This is a genomic window from Streptomyces sp. CoH27 (assembly GCF_020181035.1).
GTDB lineage: Bacteria > Actinomycetota > Actinomycetes > Streptomycetales > Streptomycetaceae > Streptomyces > Streptomyces camelliae.
Genome location: NZ_JAIQYY010000012.1, coordinates 42,011 through 66,436, shown reverse-complemented (window position 1 = coordinate 66,436; position 24,426 = coordinate 42,011). Strand labels below are relative to the sequence as shown.

General features: G+C 72.4%; 18 protein-coding genes. 13 read left to right on the top strand and 5 right to left on the bottom strand.

Going from position 1 to position 24,426, the window contains the following annotated elements:
- Nucleotides 1-120 precede the first annotated feature (120 nt).
- The gene (locus LE548_RS21270) at nt 121-1,665 is read right to left on the bottom strand and encodes an alpha/beta hydrolase (protein ID WP_225098504.1); all 1,545 of its coding nucleotides are present in this window, start codon (nt 1,663-1,665) and stop codon (nt 121-123) included.
- Between the two features lie 71 nt (nt 1,666-1,736).
- Entirely contained in the window at nt 1,737-4,574 is a 2,838-nt protein-coding gene (locus LE548_RS21265) for a lysylphosphatidylglycerol synthase domain-containing protein (protein ID WP_225098503.1), read from the bottom strand.
- Nucleotides 4,575-4,760: 186 nt separating this feature from the next.
- Between LE548_RS21265 and LE548_RS21260 the strand changes: the two genes are divergently transcribed.
- The 6 genes from LE548_RS21260 to LE548_RS21235 all read left to right on the top strand — a co-directional run bounded on the left by LE548_RS21260 (nt 4,761) and on the right by LE548_RS21235 (nt 15,714).
- Entirely contained in the window at nt 4,761-5,147 is a 387-nt protein-coding gene (locus LE548_RS21260) for an MGMT family protein (RefSeq protein WP_308030355.1), read from the top strand.
- 257 nt (nt 5,148-5,404) lie between these two features.
- Nucleotides 5,405-8,815: an ATP-dependent DNA helicase gene (locus LE548_RS21255; protein WP_225098501.1), complete on the top strand. Its 3,411-nt coding sequence runs from the start codon at nt 5,405-5,407 to the stop codon at nt 8,813-8,815.
- A gap of 109 nt (nt 8,816-8,924) precedes the next feature.
- On the top strand, nt 8,925-12,533 hold the full coding sequence (locus tag LE548_RS21250; protein ID WP_225098500.1) for an ATP-dependent DNA helicase: 3,609 nt from the start codon (nt 8,925-8,927) through the stop codon (nt 12,531-12,533).
- Nucleotides 12,534-12,586: 53 nt separating this feature from the next.
- Complete coding sequence (locus LE548_RS21245) at nt 12,587-13,990, top strand: dipeptidase (protein WP_225098499.1); 1,404 nt, start codon at nt 12,587-12,589, stop codon at nt 13,988-13,990.
- Between the two features lie 153 nt (nt 13,991-14,143).
- On the top strand, nt 14,144-15,088 hold the full coding sequence (nudC, locus tag LE548_RS21240; RefSeq protein WP_225098498.1) for an NAD(+) diphosphatase: 945 nt from the start codon (nt 14,144-14,146) through the stop codon (nt 15,086-15,088).
- Between the two features lie 11 nt (nt 15,089-15,099).
- The gene (locus LE548_RS21235) at nt 15,100-15,714 is read left to right on the top strand and encodes a class I SAM-dependent methyltransferase (protein ID WP_225098497.1); all 615 of its coding nucleotides are present in this window, start codon (nt 15,100-15,102) and stop codon (nt 15,712-15,714) included.
- A 41-nt stretch (nt 15,715-15,755) separates the two neighbouring features.
- On the opposite strand, the gene LE548_RS21230 is transcribed toward LE548_RS21235, so the two are convergent.
- Nucleotides 15,756-15,998 (bottom strand): mycoredoxin, encoded by a 243-nt coding sequence (locus LE548_RS21230; protein ID WP_225098496.1) that lies wholly within the window; start codon nt 15,996-15,998, stop codon nt 15,756-15,758.
- 204 nt (nt 15,999-16,202) lie between these two features.
- Here LE548_RS21230 and LE548_RS21225 point away from each other — a divergent pair, with 204 nt between their 5' ends.
- The 5 genes from LE548_RS21225 (at nt 16,203) to LE548_RS21205 (ending at nt 20,097) form a co-directional block, all read left to right on the top strand.
- Complete coding sequence (locus tag LE548_RS21225) at nt 16,203-18,398, top strand: ATP-dependent DNA helicase UvrD2 (RefSeq protein WP_225098495.1); 2,196 nt, start codon at nt 16,203-16,205, stop codon at nt 18,396-18,398.
- Nucleotides 18,399-18,562: 164 nt separating this feature from the next.
- Complete coding sequence (locus LE548_RS21220) at nt 18,563-18,883, top strand: hypothetical protein (protein WP_225098494.1); 321 nt, start codon at nt 18,563-18,565, stop codon at nt 18,881-18,883.
- A gap of 172 nt (nt 18,884-19,055) precedes the next feature.
- Nucleotides 19,056-19,424 (top strand): WhiB family transcriptional regulator, encoded by a 369-nt coding sequence (locus tag LE548_RS21215; RefSeq protein WP_053664703.1) that lies wholly within the window; start codon nt 19,056-19,058, stop codon nt 19,422-19,424.
- Nucleotides 19,421-19,744, top strand: a complete 324-nt coding sequence (locus LE548_RS21210) for a hypothetical protein (protein WP_225098493.1) — start codon at nt 19,421-19,423, stop codon at nt 19,742-19,744. Before LE548_RS21215 ends, LE548_RS21210 begins: the two co-directional genes overlap by 4 nt.
- Before the next feature lie 137 nt (nt 19,745-19,881).
- On the top strand, nt 19,882-20,097 hold the full coding sequence (locus tag LE548_RS21205) for a hypothetical protein (protein ID WP_225098492.1): 216 nt from the start codon (nt 19,882-19,884) through the stop codon (nt 20,095-20,097).
- 76 nt (nt 20,098-20,173) lie between these two features.
- Here the strand turns inward: LE548_RS21205 and LE548_RS21200 are convergent, their stop codons facing one another.
- A complete protein-coding gene (locus LE548_RS21200; RefSeq protein WP_225098491.1) occupies nt 20,174-21,556 on the bottom strand; it encodes an AarF/ABC1/UbiB kinase family protein in 1,383 nt (460 codons plus the stop codon).
- Nucleotides 21,549-22,811, bottom strand: a complete 1,263-nt coding sequence (locus LE548_RS21195; protein WP_225098490.1) for a TOMM precursor leader peptide-binding protein — start codon at nt 22,809-22,811, stop codon at nt 21,549-21,551. The genes LE548_RS21200 and LE548_RS21195 overlap by 8 nt, the downstream gene beginning before the upstream one ends.
- A gap of 357 nt (nt 22,812-23,168) precedes the next feature.
- Here LE548_RS21195 and LE548_RS21190 point away from each other — a divergent pair, with 357 nt between their 5' ends.
- Together LE548_RS21190 and LE548_RS21185 are read left to right on the top strand one after the other, a co-directional pair.
- Entirely contained in the window at nt 23,169-23,765 is a 597-nt protein-coding gene (locus LE548_RS21190) for a M48 family metallopeptidase (protein WP_225098489.1), read from the top strand.
- Between the two features lie 129 nt (nt 23,766-23,894).
- Nucleotides 23,895-24,426, top strand: a 532-nt coding sequence (locus LE548_RS21185) for a TerD family protein (RefSeq protein WP_225098488.1), incomplete at its 3' end; no start/stop codon positions are given.

The window sequence follows — 24,426 nt, the reverse complement described above, 5'->3', positions numbered from 1 at the left end:
CACAGGCCCTTCGCATCGTGCCGCGCCGGGCGTTCAGGCCATGGTAGGCGGATCGGACCGAACGCGTTTTTGCCCTGTGGATAACCTTCTGACCTGCTGGTTTCCGGTGATCGAGGGGGTTCAGGAGCAGACCGAGCCGGCCTTCGGCACCGTCCCGTCGAGCAGGTAGCGGTTCACCGCACCCTGCACACACTTGTCCTTGCTGTCGTACGCGCCGTGCCCCTGGCCCCTGTACGTCAGCTCGACCGCGACGCCCTTGCCGAGTGCGTCGGCCATCTTCTTCGCGCCCTCGTACGGGGTGGCCGGATCACCGGTGTTGCCGACGACGAGGATGGGCGCCGACCCGGGCGCGCTGACGTCGGGATGGTCGGCGGCGCCGGCCACGGGCCAGTCGGTGCAGCTGATCATGCCCCAGGCGAGGAAGTCCCCGAACAGGGGCGAGGCGGCGCGGAATTCGGGCAGTTTCCGCTGGATGTCGTCGGGGGTGTACCGCGGTTTCTCGTCGGCGCAGTTGATGGCGATGTTCGCCGCGGTGATGTTGCTGTACTCACCGTTCTCGCTGCGGCCGTTCATCGCGTCGGACAGCAGCATGAGGATCTTGCCGTCGCCGGCGTAGGCCTCCTCCAGCCCCTCGGTGAGATACTCCCAGAAGTCCTTCGAGTACAGGGACTGCGCGATGCCGTTCGTCGCGGCGGTCTCGGTGAGCGGGCGCGGGGGGATACCGGGGATCGGCTTCTTCTCCAGGTCGCCGAGCAGTTTCGCGATGCGGTTCTTCACGTCCTGCGGGGTGTTGCCGATCGGGCACTGGGTGGGCTTCGACGTGCAGTCGTCGGCGAAGTTGTCGAGCGCGAGCTGGAAGCCCTTGGCCTGCCCGAGCGCGCTCTGTTCGGGGTCCTGCGTGGGGTCGATGACGCCGTCCAGGACGGCTCGTCCGACGTTCTTGGGGAACAAGTGGGCGTACACGCCACCGAGTTCGGTTCCGTAGGAGATGCCGAAGTAGTGCAGCTTGTCGTCGCCGAGCACCTGCCGCAGCAGATCCATGTCGCGGGCCGCGTCCGTGGTCGCCACATGCGGCAGGACCTTCTGGGAGTTCTTCTCGCAGGCCGTGTTGAACTGTCTGGTGCGGTTCACCAGTTGGGTGCGCTCGGCGCTGGTGTCGGGCGTCGCGTCCTGCTGGAAGAACACGTCCAGCTGGGCGTCACTCTCGCACTTCACCGGCGCGCTGCGGCCGACCCCGCGCGGGTCGAAGCTGACCAGGTCGTAGCGGGTGCGCAGGACGTCGTAGTCCGAACCGAACGCGGGCAGGGTGCTGACGCCGCTGCCGCCAGGGCCGCCGAAGTTGAACACGAGCGAGCCGATCCGCTTGCTCGCGGGGCCGCTTGTCCTGGTGCGGATGAGGGCGATGCCGATCGTGTCGCCCTTGGGCTTGCTCCAGTCCAGGGGCGCCTTCATGGTGGCGCACTGCCATGTGCCGCCGTTCGGCAGCGGGGACGGGGCGCTGCCGCCGCCCTCGGCCTCGGACGGGGCCGGGCAGTCCTTCCAGTCCAGCTTCTGCGCCGCGAGGTCCCCGTCCTTGGCGCTGTCGCCGCATCCGGCCAGCATCGTGGCCAGCAGCACGGCGGTGGTGGTCAGGGCGGCGGTGCGCAGCCGGGAGGGGTTCGCCATGTACCCATCGTGGCCCCGCGTGCACGCCCCCGCGCGCGGGGCGCGGGCCGTACGAGGTACGGCCCGCGGTCCTACAGAGCTCCCTTGCGGGTGAGCTGGTTGAAGGCCAGCCAGCCGGGCAGCACCGGCAGCCACAGGGTGAGCAGCCGGTACAGCAGGACGGCCGGGGCGGCGACCTCCTTGGGCAGGCCGAAGGCGATCAGGCCGAGCGTGAGGCTCGCCTCGACCGCGCCGACGCCGCCCGGGGTGGGCGCCGCGGAACCGAGCGCGTTGCCGGCGAGGAAGACGACGGCGACGCTGGCGATGCTCAGCGAGGCCGTGCCACCGCCGAACGCGCGGACGGACGCGTCCAGGCACATCACGAAGCAGGCGGTCAGCAGGAGCATGCCGCCGATGCCGGTGACCAGCTTCTGCGGCCGCTGGAGCACGTCGAGCATGCGCGGGACGACACCGGCGAACAGCGACCTCACGCGCGTGACGAGGAATTTCCGCAGGAACGGCACCGACGTCACCACGAGCACCAGCACCGCCACGGTCAGCAGACCCGCGATGACCGTGCGGGACGGCGACAGCGACGGCGTCTTCTCGGTGCCGGTCAGATAGCCGAAGGTCAGCAGCATCATGATGTGTGCGCCGAGCCCGAACAGCTGGGACGCGCCGACGCTCGCCACCGCGAGCCCCGGGCGTACGCCGGTGCGCTGCAGGAAGCGCGTGTTCAGGGCGACACCGCCGACCGCGGCCGGCGCGACGATCTTCACGAAGGACCCGGCGACCTGCGCCGCCACCGTCCGCGGGAACGGCACCCGCTCCGGTACGAAGCCCAGCAGTGCCATCGCCGCGGCGACGTAGCTGAGGGCGGAGAACAGCACCGCTGCGGCCACCCAGCCCCACTGGGCCTGGGCGAACAGCGTGCCGAACTCGATGTGGGTGAGCTGCGTCAGCAGGTAGTACGCGCCGATCGCACCCGCGATGAAGCTGATGAGCGTGCGCGGCCGCACCCGCTCCAGCCGGGCCGGCTCCACGGGGGCCTGCGGCCTGATCCGCAGTACCTGGTGGCGGATCTGGGTGAGCAGGTCCTCCTCACGGGCCTCTTCGAGGGCTTCGTCGATGGCCCGCCGTTCCGCGCGCTGCTCGGCGCGGACGGTCTTCTTGTCGAGCTTTTCCAGCTCGGCCGGGGCCGTGTCGGCCGCTTCCTCCGGCCGGGCCTGCTTCGCCTGCCGGGACGCCTCCAGGACTGCTTCGCGTTCCCGCTGGGCGCGCTCCCGGGCCAGTCGGCGCAGTGTCGCGCGCGTGGAGCGCGTCAGCGCGATCGGCTGGAGCAGGGGCAGACAGTCGGCGACCGCGTCGGGGCCGAGCACGCCGACGGCCGAGGCCACGGCCCGCTCGGCGCCCACCCGCAGACCGAGGGTGGTGACCAGCTGGGCCACGTCCATGCGCAGCAGCAGCTCGCCGGCGGCGATCTCGCCGCCGCGCAGTTCGGTGAGGATCACTTTGCCGGAACGATCCACCAGAATCGCGTCACCCGCGAGCCTGCGGTGCGCGATCCGCCGGGACTGCAGGGCCTGCACCTGGTGCCAGGTGTTCCGCAGCAGCTCGTCGGTGATCTCCTCGTCGGGCAGCGAGTCCAGGGTGCGCCCGCCGGTGTGCTCGTAGACGAGCATGACGGCGTCGGGGCCGAGTTCGGAGGTGGCGATCAGCTTGGGCGCGTTGGCGCCGGCCGCGATCGCCGCGTAGGCCAGCAGCGCCTCCTGCTCCAGCGCCTGGCGCAGCGACTGCAGGCTGGAGCGGGTGGCGAAACCGCGCAGGGTCAGATTGCGCCACGCCCGGTAGAAGAAGCCCTGGGCCTGCTGTTCCCGGTCGACGACCGTGACGTCCAGCGGCGCGCCGTCCTCCAGGGTGACGAAGTAGCGCCGGCCGCGGTCGCCGTTCTCGCTCTCCACGGCCTCCTCGCGGGCCGCGGCGACGGGGTGGAAGCCGACGTGCCTCAGGCCAGCCATCAGGGTCTGCCCGGTGGGGCGGACGTTGGGGGAGCCGACCGCGTAGAGCGTGCCGTAGGCGACCGTCCAGCCGATCAGCACCGTCAGGATGATCGAGAACGGCGTCGTGTAGCCGGTGACCAGCATCGAGAACGCGTCGAGCAGCAGCACGATCCACAGCACCGAGCGCCATCGGGGTCTGCGGGACATGCCGACAGCCGTCATATAGGCGATGACAGGGGCCAGATAGCCGTGCACGGGGTCGGTCAGGGCGTGCAGGTCACCTGGCGAGGGCTGGGTGAGCGCCTCCTGGATCGAGCCCGGCGCGGCCCGCGCGACCCACAGGTCGGTGGCGAGGGTCACTCCGTGGGCGAGGACCGCCGCGAGGACGCCGTCGGCGATGCGCAGCCCGTCGCGTTTGATTAGCCGTTCGATCGCGAAGGCGACCGGCACCAGCAGGATCGCGATGCTGGACGCCAGTCCGGCGAACCTGATCAGCAGGTCGGGGGCCTGTCCGGTGCCCTTGTTGATGTCCTGTTCGAGTCCCGAGGTGGTGCCGTGGGCGAACGCGGCGATCGCGAGCAGCACCACGATGGCGAGTACGCCCACCAGGCACCGCATGAGGTCGGACGGGCGGTGCACGCGCGCGGGGAGCAGCGGTTCGTCGCCTTCCACCTCACCGGCGTGCGGCTCGTCGTCGGCGCCCGGACCATGGCCGGGGGGCGTGTGCTGAGGGACGTGCGCCCCCTCGGTGTCGTCGTCGCCGTCCGCATCCGCGCGGGTGCGGTCGTTCCTCCGAGACGCGCCTTCGTCCGCACGCGCGCGCGTGGTGTCGTCCTTGCGCGGACCGGTGTCGTCCTTGCCGGCGCCGGGGCGCGCGGCGGCGCCAGGGGTGCCCGCCGCGCCTTCGGGGTGCACGCCCTGCTGATTCATGGTCTCTTCTTGGTCTCGTATCACCGGTCACCGCCCGCACGATGGTGGCATGCCCCACCGACACACGGGGGCATCAGGGTGCGGATGCGCGGGCGCACAGTCTGCCCGAAGCGCCGTCCAGGGGCGAGAGGGCTCGTCCTCACGGCCCGCGCCGCGCTGTCGGTGGAGTGCGGCAGGATGGGACGAATGAGCGAGCAGAGCCCTGCCGAGGACACCCGCGACGGGTACGCGGACGCGCTGCCGGAGTACGCCGAGCGGGTCCTCCAGGTCGCCGAGCGCATTCCGCCGGGACGCGTGATGACGTACGGGGACGTGGCCGAGTGGCTTGAGGAGGGCGGCCCGCGCCAGGTCGGCCGGGTGATGGCTCTCTACGGAGGCGCGGTGCCGTGGTGGCGTGTCGTACGCGCCGACGGGGTGCTGCTGCCGGGGCATGAGCTCAGAGCCCTCGACCACTACCGCACGGAGGGCACGCCGCTCAAAGAGGCAGGCAGGAGCGCCGAGGGGCATCTGCCGCGGCTCGACATGCGGCGGGCCCGGTGGGACGGCGGGGCGGGCGCGGAGGGTCACACCTGACAGCTTCCGCCATCGGACGCCGTCGAGGAGAGCCTGTGGCCCGTATGGGGGACACGGGGGACGTTCGTGGCATGACGTACGTTCGTGAGGTACGGGACGCGCGTGGCGGGAGCGCCACGAGGGATGAACCGGAAGCCCTGCTTCCGGCCCAGGCGGCGGCGTAACCTCGGCCGCACCTGTCCCCCGCACCCCGCGGCCACCGCCTCGCGCGCGTGACCGTCCGCCCATCAGCACGACCACCAGGACCGGCCAACCACGTGAGCTCCTCTTCCTCCACCGAACGCCTGCCGCACCCCCAGGTGCGGCAGGGGAGCCGTGGCGCTTACCGACTGGTCCGCACCCCTCCCGCTGTGACGGATCCCCCTCGTCTGGACGCGGCACAGCGTGCCGTGGTTGACCATCGTTCCGGACCGCTGCTCGTCCTCGCCGGCCCCGGCACCGGCAAGACCACCACCCTGGTCGAGTCCGTGGCCGAGCGGATCGCCCGCGGCGCGGACCCGGAGCGCATCCTGGTGCTGACGTTCAGCCGCAAGGCCGCCGTCGACCTGCGCGACCGCATGGCCCTGCGCATCGGCGCCGCCCGCGCGCCGAGGGCGACCACGTTCCACTCGTACTGCTACGCCCTCGTGCGCGCCCACCAGGACAGCGACCGGTTCGCCGACCCGCTGCGCCTGCTCTCCGGCCCCGAGCAGGACGTCGCCGTGCGCGAGCTGCTCGCTGGACAGCCCGAGCTGGAGCGGCTCGGCCTCAGCCGCATGCGCTGGCCCGACGAACTGCGCGCCTGCCTGACCACGCGCGGGTTCGCCGACGAGGTCCGCGCCGTCCTCGCGCGCAGCCGTGAGCTGGGCCTCGGCCCCGACGCCCTGGACGCCTTCGCCCGCCGCATCGGCCGCCCCGACTGGCGCGCCGCGGCGGCGTTCCTCGCCGAGTACCTGGACGTCCTCGACCTGCAGGGTGTGATCGACTACGCGGAACTGGTCCACCGCGCGGTCCTGCTCGCCCAGCGCCCCGAGACCGCCGCCCGGCTCGCCGCCCGGTACGACGCCGTGTATGTCGACGAGTACCAGGACACCGACCCCGCCCAGATACGCCTCCTGCGCGCGCTGGCCGGCGGCGGACGGACGCTCGTCGCCTTCGGCGACCCCGACCAGTCGATCTACGCCTTCCGGGGCGCCGACGTGAACGGCATCCTCGACTTCCCGGCGGCCTTCTCGCGCGCGGACGGCCGCCCCGCCCCCGTCGAGGTGCTGCGCACCTCCCGCCGCTCCGGTGCCGCCCTGCTGGCCGCCACCCGGCTGATCACCCAGCGGATGCCGCTGACCCGGCTGCCCGCCGGCCAGGTGCGCGCCCACCGCGAGCCGGCCGCGGTCCGGGACGGGGGCCGCGTCGAGGCCTACACGTACCCGACGCCTGGTACAGAAATGGACAACATCGCGGACATCCTGCGCCGCGCGCACCTGGAGGACGGTGTCCGCTGGAGCGACATGGCCGTCCTGGTCCGGGCCGGATCCCGCCTTCCGACCCTCCGTCGCGCCCTGACCGCGGCCGGTGTCCCGCTGGACATCGACGGCGACGACCTGCCCCTGCGGCACGAACCGGCGGTGGCACCCCTGCTGACGGCCCTGCGTGCGGTCGCCACGGCGGAGGCCGGGCGCCGCGAGGAGACCGCCGACGCGCGCGCCCCGGAGCCTGAGCCCCCCGCCGAGGACCCTGAGGAAGCCACTCCGGAAGACACCACAGAACCGGAGGACACCGCAGAACCGGAAGACACGGCAGAAGCGGCACCGGACACCCCCTGGCTCGGCACCGAGACCGCCCTCACCCTGCTCACCTCCCCCCTCGCGGGCATGGACGCGGCTGATCTGCGCCGGCTCGGGCGGGCGCTGCGCGAGGAGGAACGGACGGCCGGGAACCCACTGCCGCCGCCGTCCGACGAACTCCTCGCGCGTGCCCTCGCCGAGCCCGAACGGCTGGCCGTGCACGACCCGGCGTACGCGCGCGGGGCGCAGCGCCTCGGCGCGCTGCTCCGCAAGGCCCGCGAACGCCTCGCCGGCGGCGGAACGGCCGAGGAAGCACTGTGGGACCTGTGGGAGGGCACACCCTGGCCCGCGCGCCTGGAACGGGCCGCCCGGCGCGGCGGCGCGGCCGGCCGCAACGCCGACCGCGACCTGGACGCCGTGTGCGCGCTGTTCGCGACCGCCGCGCGCGCGGAGGAGCGCACCGGGGGCCGGGGTGCGCTGAACTTCCTGGAGGAGATCGAGGCCGAGGACATCGCCGCCGACACCCTCGCCCGCCGCGCGGTGCGCCCCGACGCCGTACGCCTGATGACCGCCCACCGCGCCAAGGGCCTGGAATGGCGGCTGGTCGTCGTCGCCGGCGTCCAGGAGGGGCTGTGGCCCGACCTGCGCCGCCGCGGCTCCCTGCTGGAGGCCGACCGCATCGGCCGCGACGGACTCGCCGAACCGCTCACGCCGGGCGCGCTGCTCGCCGAGGAGCGCCGGCTGTTCTACGTCGCCGCCACACGCGCGCGTGAACGTCTCGTCGTCACCGCGGTGAAGGCACCGGCGGACGACGGCGACCAGCCGTCCCGGTTCCTGGCCGAACTCGGCGTCGAGCCCCGGGACATCACCGGCCGCCCGCGCCGTCCGCTGTCCGTGGCCGCGCTCGTCGCCGAGCTGCGCGCCACCACCGTCGACCCGCGCGCGTCCGCCGCCCTGCGCGAGGCCGCCGCCCGCCGCCTGGCCCGGCTCGCCGCCCTCACCGACGAGGACGGCCGCCCGCTCGTGCCGTCCGCGCACCCCTACCGCTGGTGGGGCATGTACGACCCGACCCGGAGCAAGGTGCCGCTGCGCCACCGCGACCAGCCGGTCGTGCTCTCCGGCAGCGCCCTCGACCAGCTCGCCAACACCTGCGCGCTCCAGTGGTTCCTCGGGCGCGAGGTGAAGGCCGACGCGCCCGCCACCACCGCGCAGGGCTTCGGCAACGTCGTCCACGTCCTCGCCGACGAGGTCGCTTCCGGCCGTACCCCGGCCGACCTCGACGTCCTCATGGAACGCCTGGACTCCGTGTGGAACGCGCTCGCCTTCGACGCGCCCTGGAAGTCACGGCAGGAGAAGGACAACGCGCGCGTGGCGCTCGAACGCTTCCTGAACTGGCACGTCCTGGACCGCACCGGGCGCACCCCGGTGGCGAGCGAGCAGGACTTCGACGTCACCCTCGGAGCGGGCGACTACGAGATCCGCATCCGCGGCCAGATGGACCGCGTTGAGGCGGACGGCGAGGGCCGCGCCTACGTGGTGGACTTCAAGACCGGCAAACAGGCGCCCAGCGCCGCCGAGGTGGCCCGCCACCCCCAGCTCGCCGTCTACCAGCTCGCCGTCCGTGAGGGCGCCGTGGACGAGGCCTTCGACGGCGTGCGTCCCGAGCCCGGAGGCGCCGAGCTGGTGCACCTCAGACAGGGCGCCGCCAAGCGCGACGGAGGCGACAGCCTGCCCAAGACCCAGAGCCAGGAGCCGCTGGCAGGGGAGTGGGTCGGGGAGCTGCTGGCCACCGCCGCCGGCAAGGTCCTCGACGAGCGGTTCGCGCCCAGCACCGGTCAGCACTGCACGCACTGCGCGTTCCGCGCCTCGTGCAGCGCCCGGCCCGAGGGGCGGCACGTGGTCGAATGAGCCGCTGCGGGAGTGATGTACGGCACCACAGGTGCTGACCTGCGCTTCTTTCTCCCCGCGGGGTCGATCCGGCCTCGATTGTCAGTGCCCGCCGCTAGCCTTTTGCGACATGCCCGCCCGTATCACCGACCCCGAGCAGCTCAAGGAGCTCCTTGGCATCCCGTTCACCCCGGAGCAGACGGCCTGCATCACCGCGCCGCCCGCCCCGCAGGTGATCGTGGCCGGAGCCGGGTCCGGCAAGACCACCGTGATGGCCGCTCGCGTGGTCTGGCTGGTCGGCACCGGGCAGGTCGCCCCCGAACAGGTCCTCGGCCTGACCTTCACCAACAAGGCCGCCGGCGAGCTGGCCGAACGTGTCCGCAAGGCGCTGATCAAGGCCGGCGTCACCGATCCCGATGTCATCGACCCGGACAACCCGCCCGGCGAGCCGGTGATCTCGACCTACCACGCCTTCGCCGGCCGCCTGCTCACCGACCACGGCCTGCGCATCGGCCTGGAGCCCACCTCCCGGCTGCTCGCCGACGCCACCCGCTACCAGCTCGCCGCACGCGTGCTGCGCGAGGCACCCGGCCCTTACCCCGCGTTGACCCGCTCCTTCGCCGACCTCGTCAGCGACTTGCTCGCCCTCGACTCCGAGCTCGCCGAACACCTCGTCGGCCCCGAGGAACTGCGCGCCTGGGACGCCGACCTGCTGCACACCCTCCAGGGCGCCAAACTCACCAACGCCGACCTGCGCAAGGTCCCCGACACGGCCGCCGCCCGCCGCGAACTCGCCGACCTCGTCCAGCGCTACCGGACCGCCAAACGCGAGCGCGACCTGCTCGACTTCGGCGACCAGATCGCCCTGTCCGCCCGCCTCGCGCGCGTGCCCGAGGTCGGCCGCCTGCTGCGCGAGGAGTTCCGCGTGGTGCTCCTGGACGAGTACCAGGACACCTCCGTGGCCCAACGCGTGCTGCTGGCAGGCCTGTTCGGCGGCGGCACCGGCCACCCGGTCACCGCGGTCGGCGACCCCTGCCAGGCCATCTACGGCTGGCGCGGCGCCTCCGTCGCCAACCTCGACGACTTCCCCGCGCACTTCGCCCAGGCCGGCGGCCGCCCCGCCACCCGGCAGGCGCTCAGCGAGAACCGTCGCAGCGGCGGCCGCCTCCTCGACCTCGCCAACGGCCTCGCCGAACCCCTGCGCGCCATGCACGCGGGCGTGGAGGCCCTCCGCCCGGCACCCGGCGCCGAGCGCGACGGCACCGTCCGCTGCGCCCTGCTGCGCACCCACGCCGAGGAGATCGACTGGCTCGCCGACTCGATCGCCCACCTCGTGCACACCGGCACGGCCCCCGGCGAGATCGCCGTGCTGTGCCGTACGGCGACCGACTTCGCCGAGATCCAGGGCGCCCTCGTGGCCCGGGACATCCCCGTCGAGGTGGTCGGCCTGTCCGGACTGCTGCACCTGCCCGAGGTCGCCGACCTCGTCGCCGTCTGCGAGGTGCTCCAGGACCCCGGTGCCAACGCCTCCCTGGTGCGCCTGTTGACCGGCCCGCGCTGGCGCATCGGCCCCCGCGACCTCGCCCTGCTGGGCCGCCGCGCCCGGCTGCTGGTCGCCCACGCGCGCGTGGGCGACACCGACGACCCGGACCGCCGGCTCGCCGCCGCCGTCGAGGGGATCGACCCGGCCGAGGTGATATCGCTCGCCGACGCCCTCGACACCTTCCTGGAGACGCCGGCGGAGGGCGACTTCGAGGAGGGCGGCGACGACGGACTGCCGTTCTCCGCGGACGCGCGCGTGCGCTTCGCCCGCCTGGCCGCCGAACTGCGCGACCTGCGCCGCTCCCTGTCCGACCCGCTGATGGACGTCCTGCACCGCGTGCTCGCCGTCACCGGCCTGGAGGTGGAGCTGTCGGCGTCGCCGCACGCCCTGGCCGCCCGCCGCCGCGAGACCCTCTCCAACTTCCTGGACATCGCCGCCTCCTTCGCGGCGGGCGACGGCGAGGCCACCCTGCTCGCTTTCCTCGGCTTCCTGCGCACCGCCGCCCAGTACGAGAAGGGCCTCGACAACGCCCTGCCCGGCGGCGAGAACACCGTCAAGGTGCTCACCGCCCACAAGTCCAAGGGCCTGGAGTGGGACGTCGTGGCCGTCCCCGGACTGGTCGAGGGGACGTTCCCCAGTGCCCAGGGCCGCGAGAAGTGGACGGCACAGGCCAAGGTGGTGCCGCACGCCCTGCGCGGCGACACCGACACCCTGCCCGACGTCGAGAGCTGGGACGCGCGCGGCATGAAGGCCTTCCACGAGTCCATGAAGGACCACCAGCACACCGAGGAACTCCGACTCGGCTACGTCACCTTCACCCGCCCCCGCTCCCTCCTGCTCGGCTCCGGCCACTGGTGGGGACCCAGCCAGAAGAGGCCGCGCGGCCCGTCCGGCTTTCTCCAGGCCCTGTACGAGCACTGCGCCGCGGGGTACGGCGAGATCGAGCAGTGGGCCGACGAGCCCGCCGAGGACGAGGAGAACCCGGCCCTGCACGCGGCGCGAGCCGACCAGGCGTGGCCGCTCCCGCTGGACGAGGCCGCCCTGGCCCGCCGCCGCGCGGCCGCCGAGACCGTCCTCGCCCACCTGGACGCCCTCGCCCAGGACCCCGGCCACCCGCCGGCCGCCCACGACCCCGCCGCCTTCGACGACCCGGACTGGCCGGCACCGCCGGAAGAGCCGTACGACGACGATCTGTACGCCGAGGGCTTCCCGTACGACGAGGACGCGCCGTACGCGGAGGGGCCGTATGCAGAGGGGACGTACGCGGAGGGGACGTACGCGGACGGGTCGTACGTGCAGGGACCGTACGCCGAGGACGCCTTCCCGGACCAGGAGCCCCCGTACGACACGGACACACCTGCCGCGGACGATCCGGCCGGCCCCGCCGGCCGGGACACCTGGGACACCGTCCGGCCCACGGTGCCGCGCCAGGCGCCCGCCCCCCAGCACCTCCCCGGCTCCGCCGAGCCGCCGCCGCACACGCACCTCACCCCGGAGGAGACCCGCACCATCGCCTCCTGGGACCGCGACCTGGACGCGCTCACCGGAGAGCTGCTGCGCGCCCGGCAGGCCGTCACGGACGTCCCCCTGCCCGCCACACTCACCGCGTCCCAGCTGATGCTGCTGGCCGAGGACCCCGACGGGCTCGCACAGGAACTCGCGCGCCCCATGCCGCGGCCCCCGCAACCGGCCGCGCGCCGGGGCACGCGCTTCCACGCCTGGGTCGAGGCCCGCTTCGAGGAACTGACCCTGCCCCTGCTGGAACCCGACGAGCTGCCCGGCAGCGACGCCGAGATCGCCGACGAGGCGGACCTGGAAGCCCTGAAAGAGGCCTTCGAACGCAGCCCGTACGCCCAGCGCACCCCATACCGGGTCGAGGCCCCCTTCCAGCTCGCCCTCGCCGGGCGCGTCGTACGCGGCCGGATCGACGCGGTCTACAGAAACGGCTGCGGCGACGAGACGACGTACGAGATCGTCGACTGGAAGACCAGCCGCGTCCGCGCCGCCGACCCGCTCCAGCTCGCCGTGTACCGGCTGGCTTGGGCCGAGCAGCAGGGCGTGCCCCCCGAGTCGGTCACGGCCGCCTTCCTGTACGTGCGCAGCGGCGAGATCGTACGGCCGCGGAACCTGCCGGACCGGGCCGCCCTGGAACGGCTCCTCACGCAAGACGCCGGAACGGCACACAAGGCGACCTGAGTGTGACGAACCGCCCGCCGAGGATGTCGGTGCGGGCCGATAGGCTCGTGAGCATGAGCCAGACCCCGGACAGCGCCGTCCGCACGTACATCGCGCAGCACCGCACGGCCTTCCTCGACGACCTCGCCGCATGGCTGCGCATCCCCTCCGTGTCGGCCCTGCCCGCCCACGCGGCCGACGTACGGCGCAGCGCGGACTGGCTCGCCGCCAAGCTCAAGGAGACCGGCTTCCCCACGGTCGAGGTCTGGCAGACCCCCGGCGCCCCCGCCGTCTTCGCCGAGTGGCCCTCCGGCGACCCCGAGGCCCCCACCGTCCTCGTCTACGGCCACCACGACGTGCAGCCCGCCGCCCGCGAGGACGGCTGGAACAGCGACCCCTTCGAGCCCGTCGTCCGCGAAAACCGGCTCTACGCGCGCGGGGCGGCCGACGACAAGGGCCAGGTGTTCTTCCACACACTCGGCGTCCGCGCCCACCTCGCCGCCACCGGCCGCACCGCCCCCGCCGTCAGCCTGAAGCTGCTCATCGAGGGCGAGGAGGAGTCCGGCTCCCCGCACTTCCGGGCCCTGGTCGAGGAGCACGTCGAGCGGCTCGCCGCCGACGCCGTGATCGTCTCCGACACCGGCATGTGGTCCGAGGACACCCCGACCGTGTGCACGGGCATGCGCGGCCTCGCCGAGTGCGAGATCCGCCTGTACGGCCCCGACCAGGACATCCACTCCGGCTCCTTCGGCGGCGCGGTGCCCAACCCGGCCACCGCGATCGCCCGCCTGGTCGCCGCCCTGCACGACGAGCACGCGCGCGTGGCGATCCCCGGCTTCTACGACGGCGTCGTCGAGCTGACCGACCGCGAACGCGAGCTGTTCGCCGAACTGCCCTTCGACGAGGAAAGCTGGCTGCACACGGCCAAGTCCCGCGCCGCCCACGGCGAGGCCGGGCACACCACCCTGGAGCGGATCTGGGCCCGCCCGACCGCCGAGGTCAACGGCATCGGCGGTGGCTACCAGGGCCCCGGCAGCAAGACGATCATCCCGTCCTCGGCCCTGGTGAAGCTGTCGTTCCGGCTGGTCGCCGGCCAGGAGCCCGAGCACATCGAGAAGGCCGTGCGCGCCTGGGCCGCCGAACAGGTGCCGGCCGGGATCCGCTGCGAGATCGACTTCGGCCCGGCCACGCGCCCGTGCCTGACCCCGCTCGACCACCCCGCCCTGCAGTCCGTGGCCCGCGCCATGGGCCGCGCCTTCGAGGCACCGGTCCGCTACACGCGCGAAGGCGGCTCCGGGCCCGCCGCCGACCTCCAGGAAGTCCTCGGAGCCCCCGTGCTCTTCCTGGGCATCTCCGTCCCCTCCGACGGCTGGCACGCCCCCGACGAGAAGGTCGAACTGGATCTCCTCCTCAAGGGCGTCGAGACCAGCGCCTATCTGTGGGGTGACCTGGCCGAGAACTGGCGTCCCACGCCCTGACCGGACCGGCGCCGCACGGGAGGGCACCGCGCCCGGGGCACACTGGAGGAACCGCCCCGCCCGCCCGCCCCATCCGGCCCGGTGCCCCACGCCGAACGCCCCGCCGAACCGCCCGCCGAACGAACCGCTGCACTGGGGGAGTTGGAAGCACCCGTGACCACCTGGACCGACGACACAGCCGACCGTCCCATCTCACTGACCGCCCCGAGCGGCATCGACCGCGCCGCCCACCACCGGCTCGACGAAGCCTGGCTCGCGGCGGCATGGAGCCACCCCACGACCCGCTGCTTCGTCGTCTCCGGCGGCCAGGTGCTCATCGACGAGACCCCGGACGGCCGTACCGAACTCGTCATGACGCCCTCCTTCGAGGCCCCGCTCACCGAGGCGCACCGCTACTTCCTCGGCATAGACGAGGACGGCGTCAGCTACTTCGCGCTGCAGAAGGACGCGCTGCCCGGCCGCATCGACCAGTCCGCGCGCCCCGCCGGCCTGCGGGAGGCGGGCCTGCTGCTGTCGCCGCGCGACGCCGGGCTCATGGTGCACGCGGTCGGCCTGGAGAACTGGCAGCGCACCCACCGCTTCTGCTCCCGCTGCGGCGAGCGCACGGTCATCGCCGCCGCCGGCCACATCCGCCGCTGCCCGGCCTGCGGTGCCGAGCACTACCCGCGCACCGACCCGGCCGTGATCATGGCCGTCACCGACGCGGACGACCGCATCCTGCTCGGCCGCCAGGTGCACTGGCCCGAGGGACGCTTCTCCACGCTCGCCGGTTTCGTCGAGCCCGGCGAGTCCATCGAGCAGGCGGTGCGCCGCGAGGTGTCCGAGGAGGTCGGTGTCACCATCGGCTCGGTGGAGTACGTGGCCAGCCAGCCCTGGCCCTTCCCGTCCAGCCTGATGCTCGGCTTCATGGCGCGTGCCACGTCCACCGAGATCGATGTCGACGGCGACGAGATCCACGAGGCCCGCTGGTTCTCCCGCGAGGAACTGCACGACGCCTTCGAATCCGGCGAGGTGATGCCGCCCTACGGCATCTCCATCGCGGCCCGCCTGATCGAGATGTGGTACGGCAAGCCGCTGCCGACACGAAGCTTCGTCTGAAGACACCCCCGATGACCGGCGACCCGTACTGGAACCACAACGTCCACTACCACCGGGCGGTGCTGGCGGCCGTACCCGACGGCTGCCGCACGGCCCTGGACGTCGGCTGCGGCGACGGCCTCCTGGCCCGCAAGCTCGCCGCCCGCGTGCGGACGGTCACGGGCGTGGACCGTTCGCCTGAGATGATCCGGCAGGCCCGCGCCCGGCAGCCGGGGAACGTCACCTTCGTCGAGGCCGACTACCTCGACGGCGCCTCGCTCCCCACGGACGGCTACGACTTCGTCAGCGCCGTCGCTGTCGTGCACCACGCCCGCTTCGAGGACGCGATCGGCGGCCTGACCCGGCTGGTCGCGCCCGGCGGCCGACTGGTCGTCGTCGGGATGGCGTACAACCACACACCGCTGGACTGGGTGATCAGCGGCTGCGGACTGCCGGTGAGCCTTCTGTACGCCCGCGCGCACGGCGGCAAACGCGGCCCCGCCGGCATGCCGGCGGAGGACTCCGCCATGCACTGGGGCGAGGCCCGCGCGGCCGCCCGCCGTCTGCTGCCGGGCTGCCGCTTCCGGCGCAGGCTGCTGTGGCGGTACGTCCTCGTGTGGGACAAGACGCGAAACGGCGGTTCCTGAACCCCAGGGGGCTCGGGAACCGCCGTCCGGCAGCGCGGACCTTACGCGGCCAGCTTCTGCTTCACCTGAGCCAGCGACGGGTTCGTCAGCGTGCTGCCGTCCGCGAAGAGCACGGTCGGGACCGTCTGGTTTCCGCCGTTCGCCTTCTCCACGAACGCGGCGGACTCCGGGTCCTGCTCGATGTTGATCTCGGTGTAGGCGATGCCCTCCCGCTCCAGCTGCTTCTTCAGCCGCTGGCAGTAGCCGCACCAAGTCGTGCTGTACATCGTCACAGTGCCCTGCATGTCTCTCGCGCTCCTCAGGCAGCTCGGAAAAGGTCGTCCGGGGAGAGAACGTACGCGACGGGCCCGCCATTCCCACCGGGGGTATGCGCCCTGTCACCCCGTTGTCCACAGGCTGCTGTGACACCTGCCGCATTAGTACGACAAAGCCCGCCCGCCTGTGGACAACCGCCACGGCAGTCCCGGACGACCTGGCAGCATTGCGGTGTGACAGCAGCAACGCACTCCACCCTCTTCCCGCAGGCACCGGACTCGGCCGACGCGGTGCTCGAAGGGCTCGACCCCGAGCAGCGCGCGGTGGCGACCGCCCTGCACGGCCCGGTGTGCGTCCTGGCCGGGGCGGGCACGGGCAAGACCCGGGCGATCACGCACCGTATCGCCTACGGGGTGCGCGCCGGGATCCTGCAGCCCTCCAGCGTGCTCGCCGTCACCTTCACCAACCGCGCCGCCGGAGAGATGCGCGGCCGGCTGCGCCAGCTCGGCGCCCACGGCGTCCAGGCCCGCACCTTCCACTCCGCCGCCCTGCGCCAGCTCCAGTACTTCTGGCCGAAAGCGATCGGTGGTGGCATGCCCCGGCTCATCGACCGCAAGCTCCAACTCGTCGCCGACGCGGCCGCCGCCTGCGGCACCCGGCTCGACCGCGGCGAGCTGCGCGATGTGACCGCGGAAATCGAATGGTCCAAGGTCACCCAGACCGTCCCCGCCGACTACCCCTACGCAGCTGCGAAGGCCGACCGCGAGGCCCCCCGCGACCCCGCCGAGATCGCACACCTCTACGCGGCCTACGAAGACCTCAAACGCGACCGCGCGGTGATCGACTTCGAGGACGTCCTGCTGCTGACCGTCGCCATCCTCCAGGACCGGCACGACATCGCCGAACAGGTCCGCGCGCAGTACCAGCACTTCGTCGTGGACGAGTACCAGGACGTCAGCCCACTGCAGCAGCGCCTGCTGGAGCTGTGGCTCGGCGACCGCGACAACCTGTGCGTCGTCGGCGACGCCAGCCAGACCATCTACTCGTTCACGGGAGCAACCCCCGACCACCTCCTCGACTTCCGGGCCAGGCACCCGGGCGCCACCGTCGTGAAACTGGTCCGGGACTACCGCTCCACCCCCCAGGTGGTCCGCCTCGCCAACGGCCTGCTCGCCCAGGCCCGCGGCCGAGCCGCCGACCACCGGCTGGAACTCGTCTCCCAGCGCCCCCCCGGCCCCGAGCCCGTCCACACCGAGTACACCGACGAACCCGCCGAGGCCGAAGGCGCCGCCCGCCGCATCCGCGAACTGATCGACGCGGGCGTCCCCGCCGCCGAGATCGCCGTCCTGTTTCGTACGAACGCCCAGTCCGAAACCTATGAACAGGCCCTCGCCGACGCCGGCGTCCCCTACCAGCTGCGCGGCGCCGAGCGCTTCTTCGACCGGCCCGAGGTCCGCAAGGCCGGCCTCGCCCTGCGCGGCGCGGCCCGCTTCGGCGGCAACGACTCGCTGCTGGACGACGCCGTCGACCTGCCCTCCCAGGTGCGTGCCGTCCTCTCCGGGGAGGGCTGGACCAGCGAGCCCCCGGCCGGCTCCGGCGCCGTCAGAGAGCGCTGGGAGTCCCTGGCCGCCCTGGTCAACCTCGCGCACGACCTCGCCGCCGCCAGCCCGAAGGCGACCCTCGCCGACTTCGTCGCGGAACTGGACGAGCGGGCGGGCGCCCAGCACGCCCCCACGGTCCAGGGCGTCACCCTCGCCTCCCTGCACGCGGCCAAGGGCCTGGAGTGGGACGTTGTCTTCCTGGTCGGTGTCGCCGAGGGCATGCTGCCCATCACCTACGCCAAGACCGACGAGCAGATCGAGGAGGAACGCCGGCTCCTCTACGTCGGCGTCACCCGTGCGCGGGAACGCCTCCATGTTTCCTGGGCCCTGTCCCGCTCACCCGGCGGACGCCCCAACCGCCGGCCCAGCCGCTTCCTCGACGGCCTACGGCACGGCACCACCGCCACGGCCGGCCACACCGGCACCGGCGCCGCGGCGGGCGTCGAACGGGGCACCAGCCGCGACACCGCCGCCGTACCGCGACGCGCCCAGCGCACCCCCGCCCGCTGCCGGGTCTGCGGACGAACGCTCACCGAGGCGGGCGAGATGAAGCTGATGCGCTGCGAGGACTGCCCCTCGGACATGGACGAAGGGCTCTACGAACGCCTCCGCGAGTGGCGGGCCGTCCAGGCCGAGCGCAGCGGACAGCCGGACTTCTGCGTCTTCACCGACCGAACCCTCATGGCCATCGCCGAGGCCCGGCCGGAGAACTCCGCCGAACTCTCCCGCATCTCCGGCGTCCTCAACCGCAAGCTGCGCAGCTACGGGGCTGACGTTCTGGCCATCTGTGCAGGTCAGGACATCAAGGAAGGCGACGGGGACGACTGATGCGAACTCGTCGAAAAAATAGTTTGCGCATGCCCCAGCAATCCCCATAGGTTCTAGGCACGGAAGCAGCGGCCTTCTCCAAGGGCCCGGCTCCGTGATGTACTTGCACATCCGAACGGACTGGTTTGCGCCGGTCCCCAAGACGCCGAGAGGAGGCGAGTCCAGTGATCAGCATCAACACCAGCACCATCAGCTCGGCCAAACTGACCGATCGCTCGGCCGTCTCCACGTGCATGCTCGGCGCCTCGAACCAGGGCACCGGTCTGTCCGGCATCCGTGCCGTCCGGCCGGCATCCTCCCTCGCCCTCGCGGGTCTTCCCGTCCGCGAGCGCAATGAGCGACCGACCAAGGCACTGGAAGCGGTAGCGGCACAGGCACATGCCTATGCCTTTGCGGCGGCCGGTGCCGGATTCCGGAAGCAGACGACGCAGCACCACCTGATGTGGGCCTTCCGTGGGCCAGAACCCTGGAGTGATCCAGCCTGATCCGATCAGGCCGGCGCCTTCAGGGCCGCGGAACCCCATCCGGGATCCGCGGCCCTTCTGTTTTCCCTCAAGCGGGAAGACGGAGCGAAGGGGCCTCGGGACAAGAAAAGAACCCGGTACCAAGCCGACACCCGGTCAACCGGCCGGAACGACCAGACGAGGAAGACCAACCGTGCAACTCGAAGCGCACGCCCCGTCCGTACCGCCTTCGCAAACGATCCCCCCGCCCGGCCTCACGGAGGACTCCACCTTGATCCCCCTCACCGCGCTCACTGCGCTCGACGACGCCATCGAGAACCTCGGCGTACCCGTCCCCTGCCGCTCCTACGACCCGGAGGTCTTCTTCGCCGAGTCGCCGGCGGACGTCGAGTACGCCAAGTCCCTCTGCCGCACCTGCCCGCTGATCGAGGCCTGCCTCGCCGGCGCCAAGGAGCGGCGCGAGCCCTGGGGCGTCTGGGGCGGCGAGCTCTTCGTCCAGGGTGTCGTCGTCGCCCGGAAGCGGCCGCGTGGTCGCCCGCGGAAGAACCCGGTCACGGCATGAACACCGCAGGAACGATCGATCGCCCCCTCACGCACGACCCCAAGAAGCAGGCCCCGATGAAGCCGTCCACCAGCGAGCCCACAGGCTCCGCGACCACAGACTTCCCCATCACCGGCGCGACCGAAGCGCGCCAGAACAGGAACCGTGAGATGCAACTCATGCAAGAAGCCCTGGCTCGTGCGCATATGCACGAGCGACTCCATGACGCCGGGAGAGAGCGCCGGGCCCTGCGCCTGGTGGTCGCCCAGCGGATGCAGCGCCGGGCCGAGCGCGCCTCGCTCCGCGCCCGCCGCGCGCTCGCCCAGGCCGTCATGCAGTAACGATCACACCTGAGAAGCGGTGGCCTCCCGGCCCAGGGAGGCGAAGACTTCCCCGCGGGGGCCGTCCGGCCGAACGGACCGGCCCCCGCAGTGCGTTGCGTACGACGATCGGCCGGTCCGGGAGTTATCGTCACCGGGTGACGAGTCCTCCCGGAGGCAGTGATCAGGGCGGCTCCACCACGGAGCCCCGGCTTCCCCTCACCTGCGCCCGCTGCGGCACCCCCGCCGCCGGCCCCCAGCCGGTCACCTGGACCTGCTCCGTGGAGAACGGCATCCGCCGGTACTTCTGCGACATCTGCTCCCGGGAGAACCTCAGGGCGATCGAGGGGCGGCTGGATTCTTCCTGGTGGTGAGCCTTTTCCTTCGGGCCCCCTCCCCCTCCCCCTCCCCCTCCCACCCCTCCCCTCCGCCCCTTCAGGGCATGCCGGATCAGGCCTCCGCCGCCGGCTCCTCGCCGGGCAGGGCCTCGCCGGGCAGGTCGTCCTCGACGAACCCCGGCAGCCATTCCTCCAGTTCCTCCCGGAGCCGCACCGTGGCGCCCAGCTGGCACAGCACACCGATCGTGCTCAAGGTCACCCGGTGGATCAGCAGATAGGACGGCGGCAGGTTCAGCCGCTTGCCCAGCTGATACGCGGGGGAGCGGGGGTCGGCGATGCGGGCGGCCTGGCTGCGCATCCAGCTACGGGTGAAGGTGAAGGAGTCGACGCGGGCCGGCTCGATGATCGGCAGCAGGTAGTCGAGCACCGCGTCGGGGTCCAGCTCTATGGACTCCTTCACGAACCCTTCCTCGCAGAGGAGTTCGTAGACCGGCTCGGCCTCGCCGTCCAGTGTCATCCGCAAGGAGACGCCGATCGGTGTCGGCAGGCCGCCGGGGAGGCGGTCGACGGTGCCGAAGTCCAGGACGCCGAGGCGCCAGTCGTCCTCGCCTGACGGGCCCCCGGGCAGCAGACGGAAGTTCCCCGGGTGGGGGTCGGCGTGCAGCAGGCCGGTGCGGGCAGGGCCCGAGAACAGGAACCGGGCCAGCAGCTGGCCGGCGCGGTCGCGCTGCTCCTCGGTGCCGTCCGTGATGATCTCCGACAGGGGGATCCCGTCGATCCACTCCGTGACCAGGACCTGCTCGCACTGGTGCACCACCGCCGGGACCACCACGTCCGGGTCGTCGGCGAACTCCTCCGCGTGCACGGACTGCGCCTGGGCCTCCAGCGCGTAGTCCAGTTCCTCGGAGACGCGGTCCTTCAGTTCCGCGATCAGCGGCTTGATGTCCATGCCGGGGATCAGGGGCCCCAACAGACGGGCGAAGCGGCTCAGTTGGCCCAGGTCGGAGATCAGTGCCTCGCCGGCGCCGGGGTACTGGACCTTGACCGCCACCTCGCGGCCGTCGTGCCACACCGCCCGGTGCACCTGCCCGATCGAGGCCGCGGCGGCCGGCTTTTCCTCGAACTCCTCGAACAGATCACGCCAGCCCGGGCCCAGCCGCTGCTCCAGCACGCCGTGCACGGTGCGGGTCGGCATCGGCGGGGCCGCTTCCTGGAGCTTGGTCAAGGCGGCGCGGTAGGGGCCGGCGACCTCCTCGGGCAGCGCGGACTCGAAGACGGACAGCGCCTGCCCGAACTTCATCGCACCGCCCTTCAGCTCGCCCAGCACCTTGAACAGCTGCTCCGCCGTGCGCTGTTGCAGTTCCCTGCCGACGATCTCCGCGGACTCGCCCACGATCCGCTTGCCCAGCCCCCAGGTCGCCCGGCCGGCGAAGCCGAGCGGGAGCGCGGCGAGCTTGGCGGTACGGGTGACCGCCTTCCGGGGAAGATCAGACATGCGCCCTCCAAGTCCCAGTCGGCCGCGCCGCGCCCGTTTCGCATCGTCGCTCCGTCGACGGCCGTTGCACCGCCATTGTCGCGCGTGGCTTCTCGTTGGTTGAGACGTGCTCCCCCTTGGCCTGACCCCCGGCCTGCCTCCCGGCTTTCTTCCTGGTTCTACCGGTGGATTTCTCCGCCGCACCGCACCCGCACGCCGGATGCGGCCGGACCGGTCGGGCGGACCAGTCCAGGCCGGGCAGGGACGCCTCCCAGCGGGCCCCGGTGCCGGACGGCGACCGCCCGTCGAGGAAGGCCAGCGCGTGTGCCGCGGCCAGTCCGGCGACCGCCGTGGCCAGCGCCAGATCGCAGGCCCCGACCCGGCGGGCCCGCGCGGACCGCCACTGGGCGATCAGCCGGGGCCAGGCCGGATCCCGGTCCGCACGGTCGAAGTGCAGACAGCCGGCGCAGCCCGACCCGCCGGGCAGGACCAGCGGTCCGACGACACCCGTGCCCTCCACGACACCGGCGTACAGATGGGGTGTTCCGGAGGCCATCAGGGGCTCGGCCGCGACCGGGTCCGGCGCGTACACGCTCACGTCGTCGCGGGGTGTGAGGATCACCAGGGAGAGGCCGGGTTCGCGGGCGCCGGATCCGGGGGAGTGGGCGTGGCGCCGCGGGCGGTCCGGTGCCGCGCGGCGGACGGCGGCCCGCGCCGCCGCGTCGCGGCGCTCGCCGACCGACTCGGCGGGCAGGCCGCCCGGGGCCACGTCCCAGGGCTCCACGTGTCCGGTGTCGCGCACATCCACCTCGCCGATGCCGGCGCCCGACAGCACCGATGCCAGCACAGCGCCGACCCGTCCCGCGCCCTCCACCCGCACTCTGAGCGCGCGGCGTGCGGCGAGGCAGGCGAACGCACCGCCCGGCTCGGCCGTGGTCAGGGACAGCGAGGTGAGGTCCGGGCGCAGCCGCTGCAGGACGTGGTCCTGTGCGCGCAGCGCGTCCGCGGCCGGTCCGCCGCCGCGCGCGTCGTCGACGAGGCCGGCCCGGGTGAGCCGCTTCAGCAGGGTGTCGACCCGGTCGGCCGGCAGTTCCATGCGGTGGCCCTCCTCGCGCAGCAGCGGCAGTCCGCGCGTGCCGTTGAGCAGATCCAGGAAGCCGCGTGTCGTCGCGTCCACCGGTCCCAGCGTCACCGCGTGCGCCGGGGTCATCCCGAACTGCACGGTGTCGCGGTCCCGCCAGCCTCGCCGCAGCGCGGGCTTCATCACCGGATGCATGACTGTCCCCCTGTCCGTTGAAGCATCCTCCGGAACATCCCTGGAGTCTTCCTGGAAGATCCCCGGACGTCCTCGTCGCCGAGTGGGGCCGGTCACGCCCCGCCGACGACTGCCAGCATGCCGTGCCCGCCCGACCCGTGCCGGGAGTTATCCACAGGGCAGGGGTGTTTGTCGTATCAGCGGATCAGGAGTGGATCAACCTGTCTGAAGGGGAACAACCGGTCGGGAGCGGAGCCGTACAAACCGGATGTGCGGATCAGTCGTAGGAATCATAGGAATCAGACGCATGGTGGGGGATCGGCAGCGAACCGTCCCGGAGCCGGGACTTTGCCCGGGCCCACCGGGTAACGTCGGGGCGTGCCCGCCGACCCACTGCACCGCGCCGGAAAGCCACAGCGCAGCACGACGAGCCAGCCGCCCAGCGGCTCGGGGGCGAGCGCGATCGAGGTCCGCAGGAGTGCCCGGCGCCGCCGGACGGTCTCCGCGTACCGCGAGGGCGATCGCACCGTCGTACTGATCCCCGCCCGGATGTCCAAGGCGGAGGAGCAGCGCTGGATCACCGTCATGCTCGACAAACTCGCCGCCCAGGAGAGCAAACGGGTCCTCGGCGACGCCGAGCTGGCCGAGCGTGCCGAGCGGCTGTCGGCGCAGTACTTCGACGGCCGGGCGCGCCCCGCCTCCGTGCGCTGGGTCACCAATCAGAACACCCGCTGGGGTTCGTGCACGCCGGCCGAGGGCAGCATCCGGCTCTCGCACCGGCTGCAGGGGATGCCCGAGTACGTCGTCGACTACGTGCTCTGCCATGAGCTGGCGCATCTGCTGGTGCCCGGTCATGGGCCGGACTTCTGGCGGCTCTTGGAGGCCTATCCGCGTACCGAGCGGGCCCGTGGCTATCTCGAAGGGGTCGTCGCGGCCGAACGGCTGCCGCATGTGCCCAGCGCGCGCGGGGAGTGAGCCGGAGGCCGTACGTCCGCCCCCTGCGCGCGTTGTGTACCGGGTCTGTACCGGCTGCGTCCGTTGTCGGACTTTGCCGTTAGCCTGGCGCGACGCACTCACATTCGGGATGGGGGACGGTCTTCACGCATGGCCAGGGAATTCCAACGGGGCCACAAGGCCAGGATCAGTGACCTCACGGCGGGCACGGATCTGTACGTAGGCGTGCAGATCTCCGCCCCCGGACTGACCTTCGACATCAGCTGCTTCGGTCTGGACGGCGACGAGCGCCTCTCGGACGACCGGTACTTCGTCTTCTTCAACCAGCCGAAGTCCCCCGAGGAGTCCCTCCAACTGCTGGGTGCCCAGGCGGGCGACACGGAGTCGTTCCGGGTCACCCTGGACCGGATCCCCTCGCACATCCGCAAGCTGTCCTTCACCGCGACCATCGACGGCGCCGGGCAGATGTCGCAGGTCGCCCCCGGCTACCTGCGCATCGTGGCGGGCGGCGAGGAGGTCGCGCGGTACTCGTTCAACGGCGCGGAGTTCTCCACCGAGCGGGCCGTGATGCTCGGTGACATCTACCTCAAGGACGTGTGGCGGTTCGCCGCTGTCGGACAGGGCTTCGACGGTGGTCTGGAGGCGCTGCTGAAGAACTTCGGCGGCGAGGTGCTGGAGGAGG

Bases quoted from the DNA above. Each gene is read 5' to 3' on its own strand.
- LE548_RS21250 (WP_225098500.1), top strand. From the start codon at position 8,925: ATGCCCGCCCGTATCACCGACCCCGAGCAGCTCAAGGAGCTCCTTGGC.
- LE548_RS21265 (WP_225098503.1), bottom strand. From the start codon at position 4,574: ATGAATCAGCAGGGCGTGCACCCCGAAGGCGCGGCGGGCACCCCTGGC.
- LE548_RS21235 (WP_225098497.1), top strand. From the start codon at position 15,100: ATGACCGGCGACCCGTACTGGAACCACAACGTCCACTACCACCGGGCG.
- LE548_RS21210 (WP_225098493.1), top strand. From the start codon at position 19,421: ATGAACACCGCAGGAACGATCGATCGCCCCCTCACGCACGACCCCAAG.
- LE548_RS21260 (WP_308030355.1), top strand. From the start codon at position 4,761: ATGAGCGAGCAGAGCCCTGCCGAGGACACCCGCGACGGGTACGCGGAC.
- LE548_RS21200 (WP_225098491.1), bottom strand. From the start codon at position 21,556: ATGTCTGATCTTCCCCGGAAGGCGGTCACCCGTACCGCCAAGCTCGCC.
- LE548_RS21230 (WP_225098496.1), bottom strand. From the start codon at position 15,998: ATGCAGGGCACTGTGACGATGTACAGCACGACTTGGTGCGGCTACTGC.
- LE548_RS21245 (WP_225098499.1), top strand. From the start codon at position 12,587: ATGAGCCAGACCCCGGACAGCGCCGTCCGCACGTACATCGCGCAGCAC.
- LE548_RS21270 (WP_225098504.1), bottom strand. From the start codon at position 1,665: ATGGCGAACCCCTCCCGGCTGCGCACCGCCGCCCTGACCACCACCGCC.
- LE548_RS21195 (WP_225098490.1), bottom strand. From the start codon at position 22,811: ATGCATCCGGTGATGAAGCCCGCGCTGCGGCGAGGCTGGCGGGACCGC.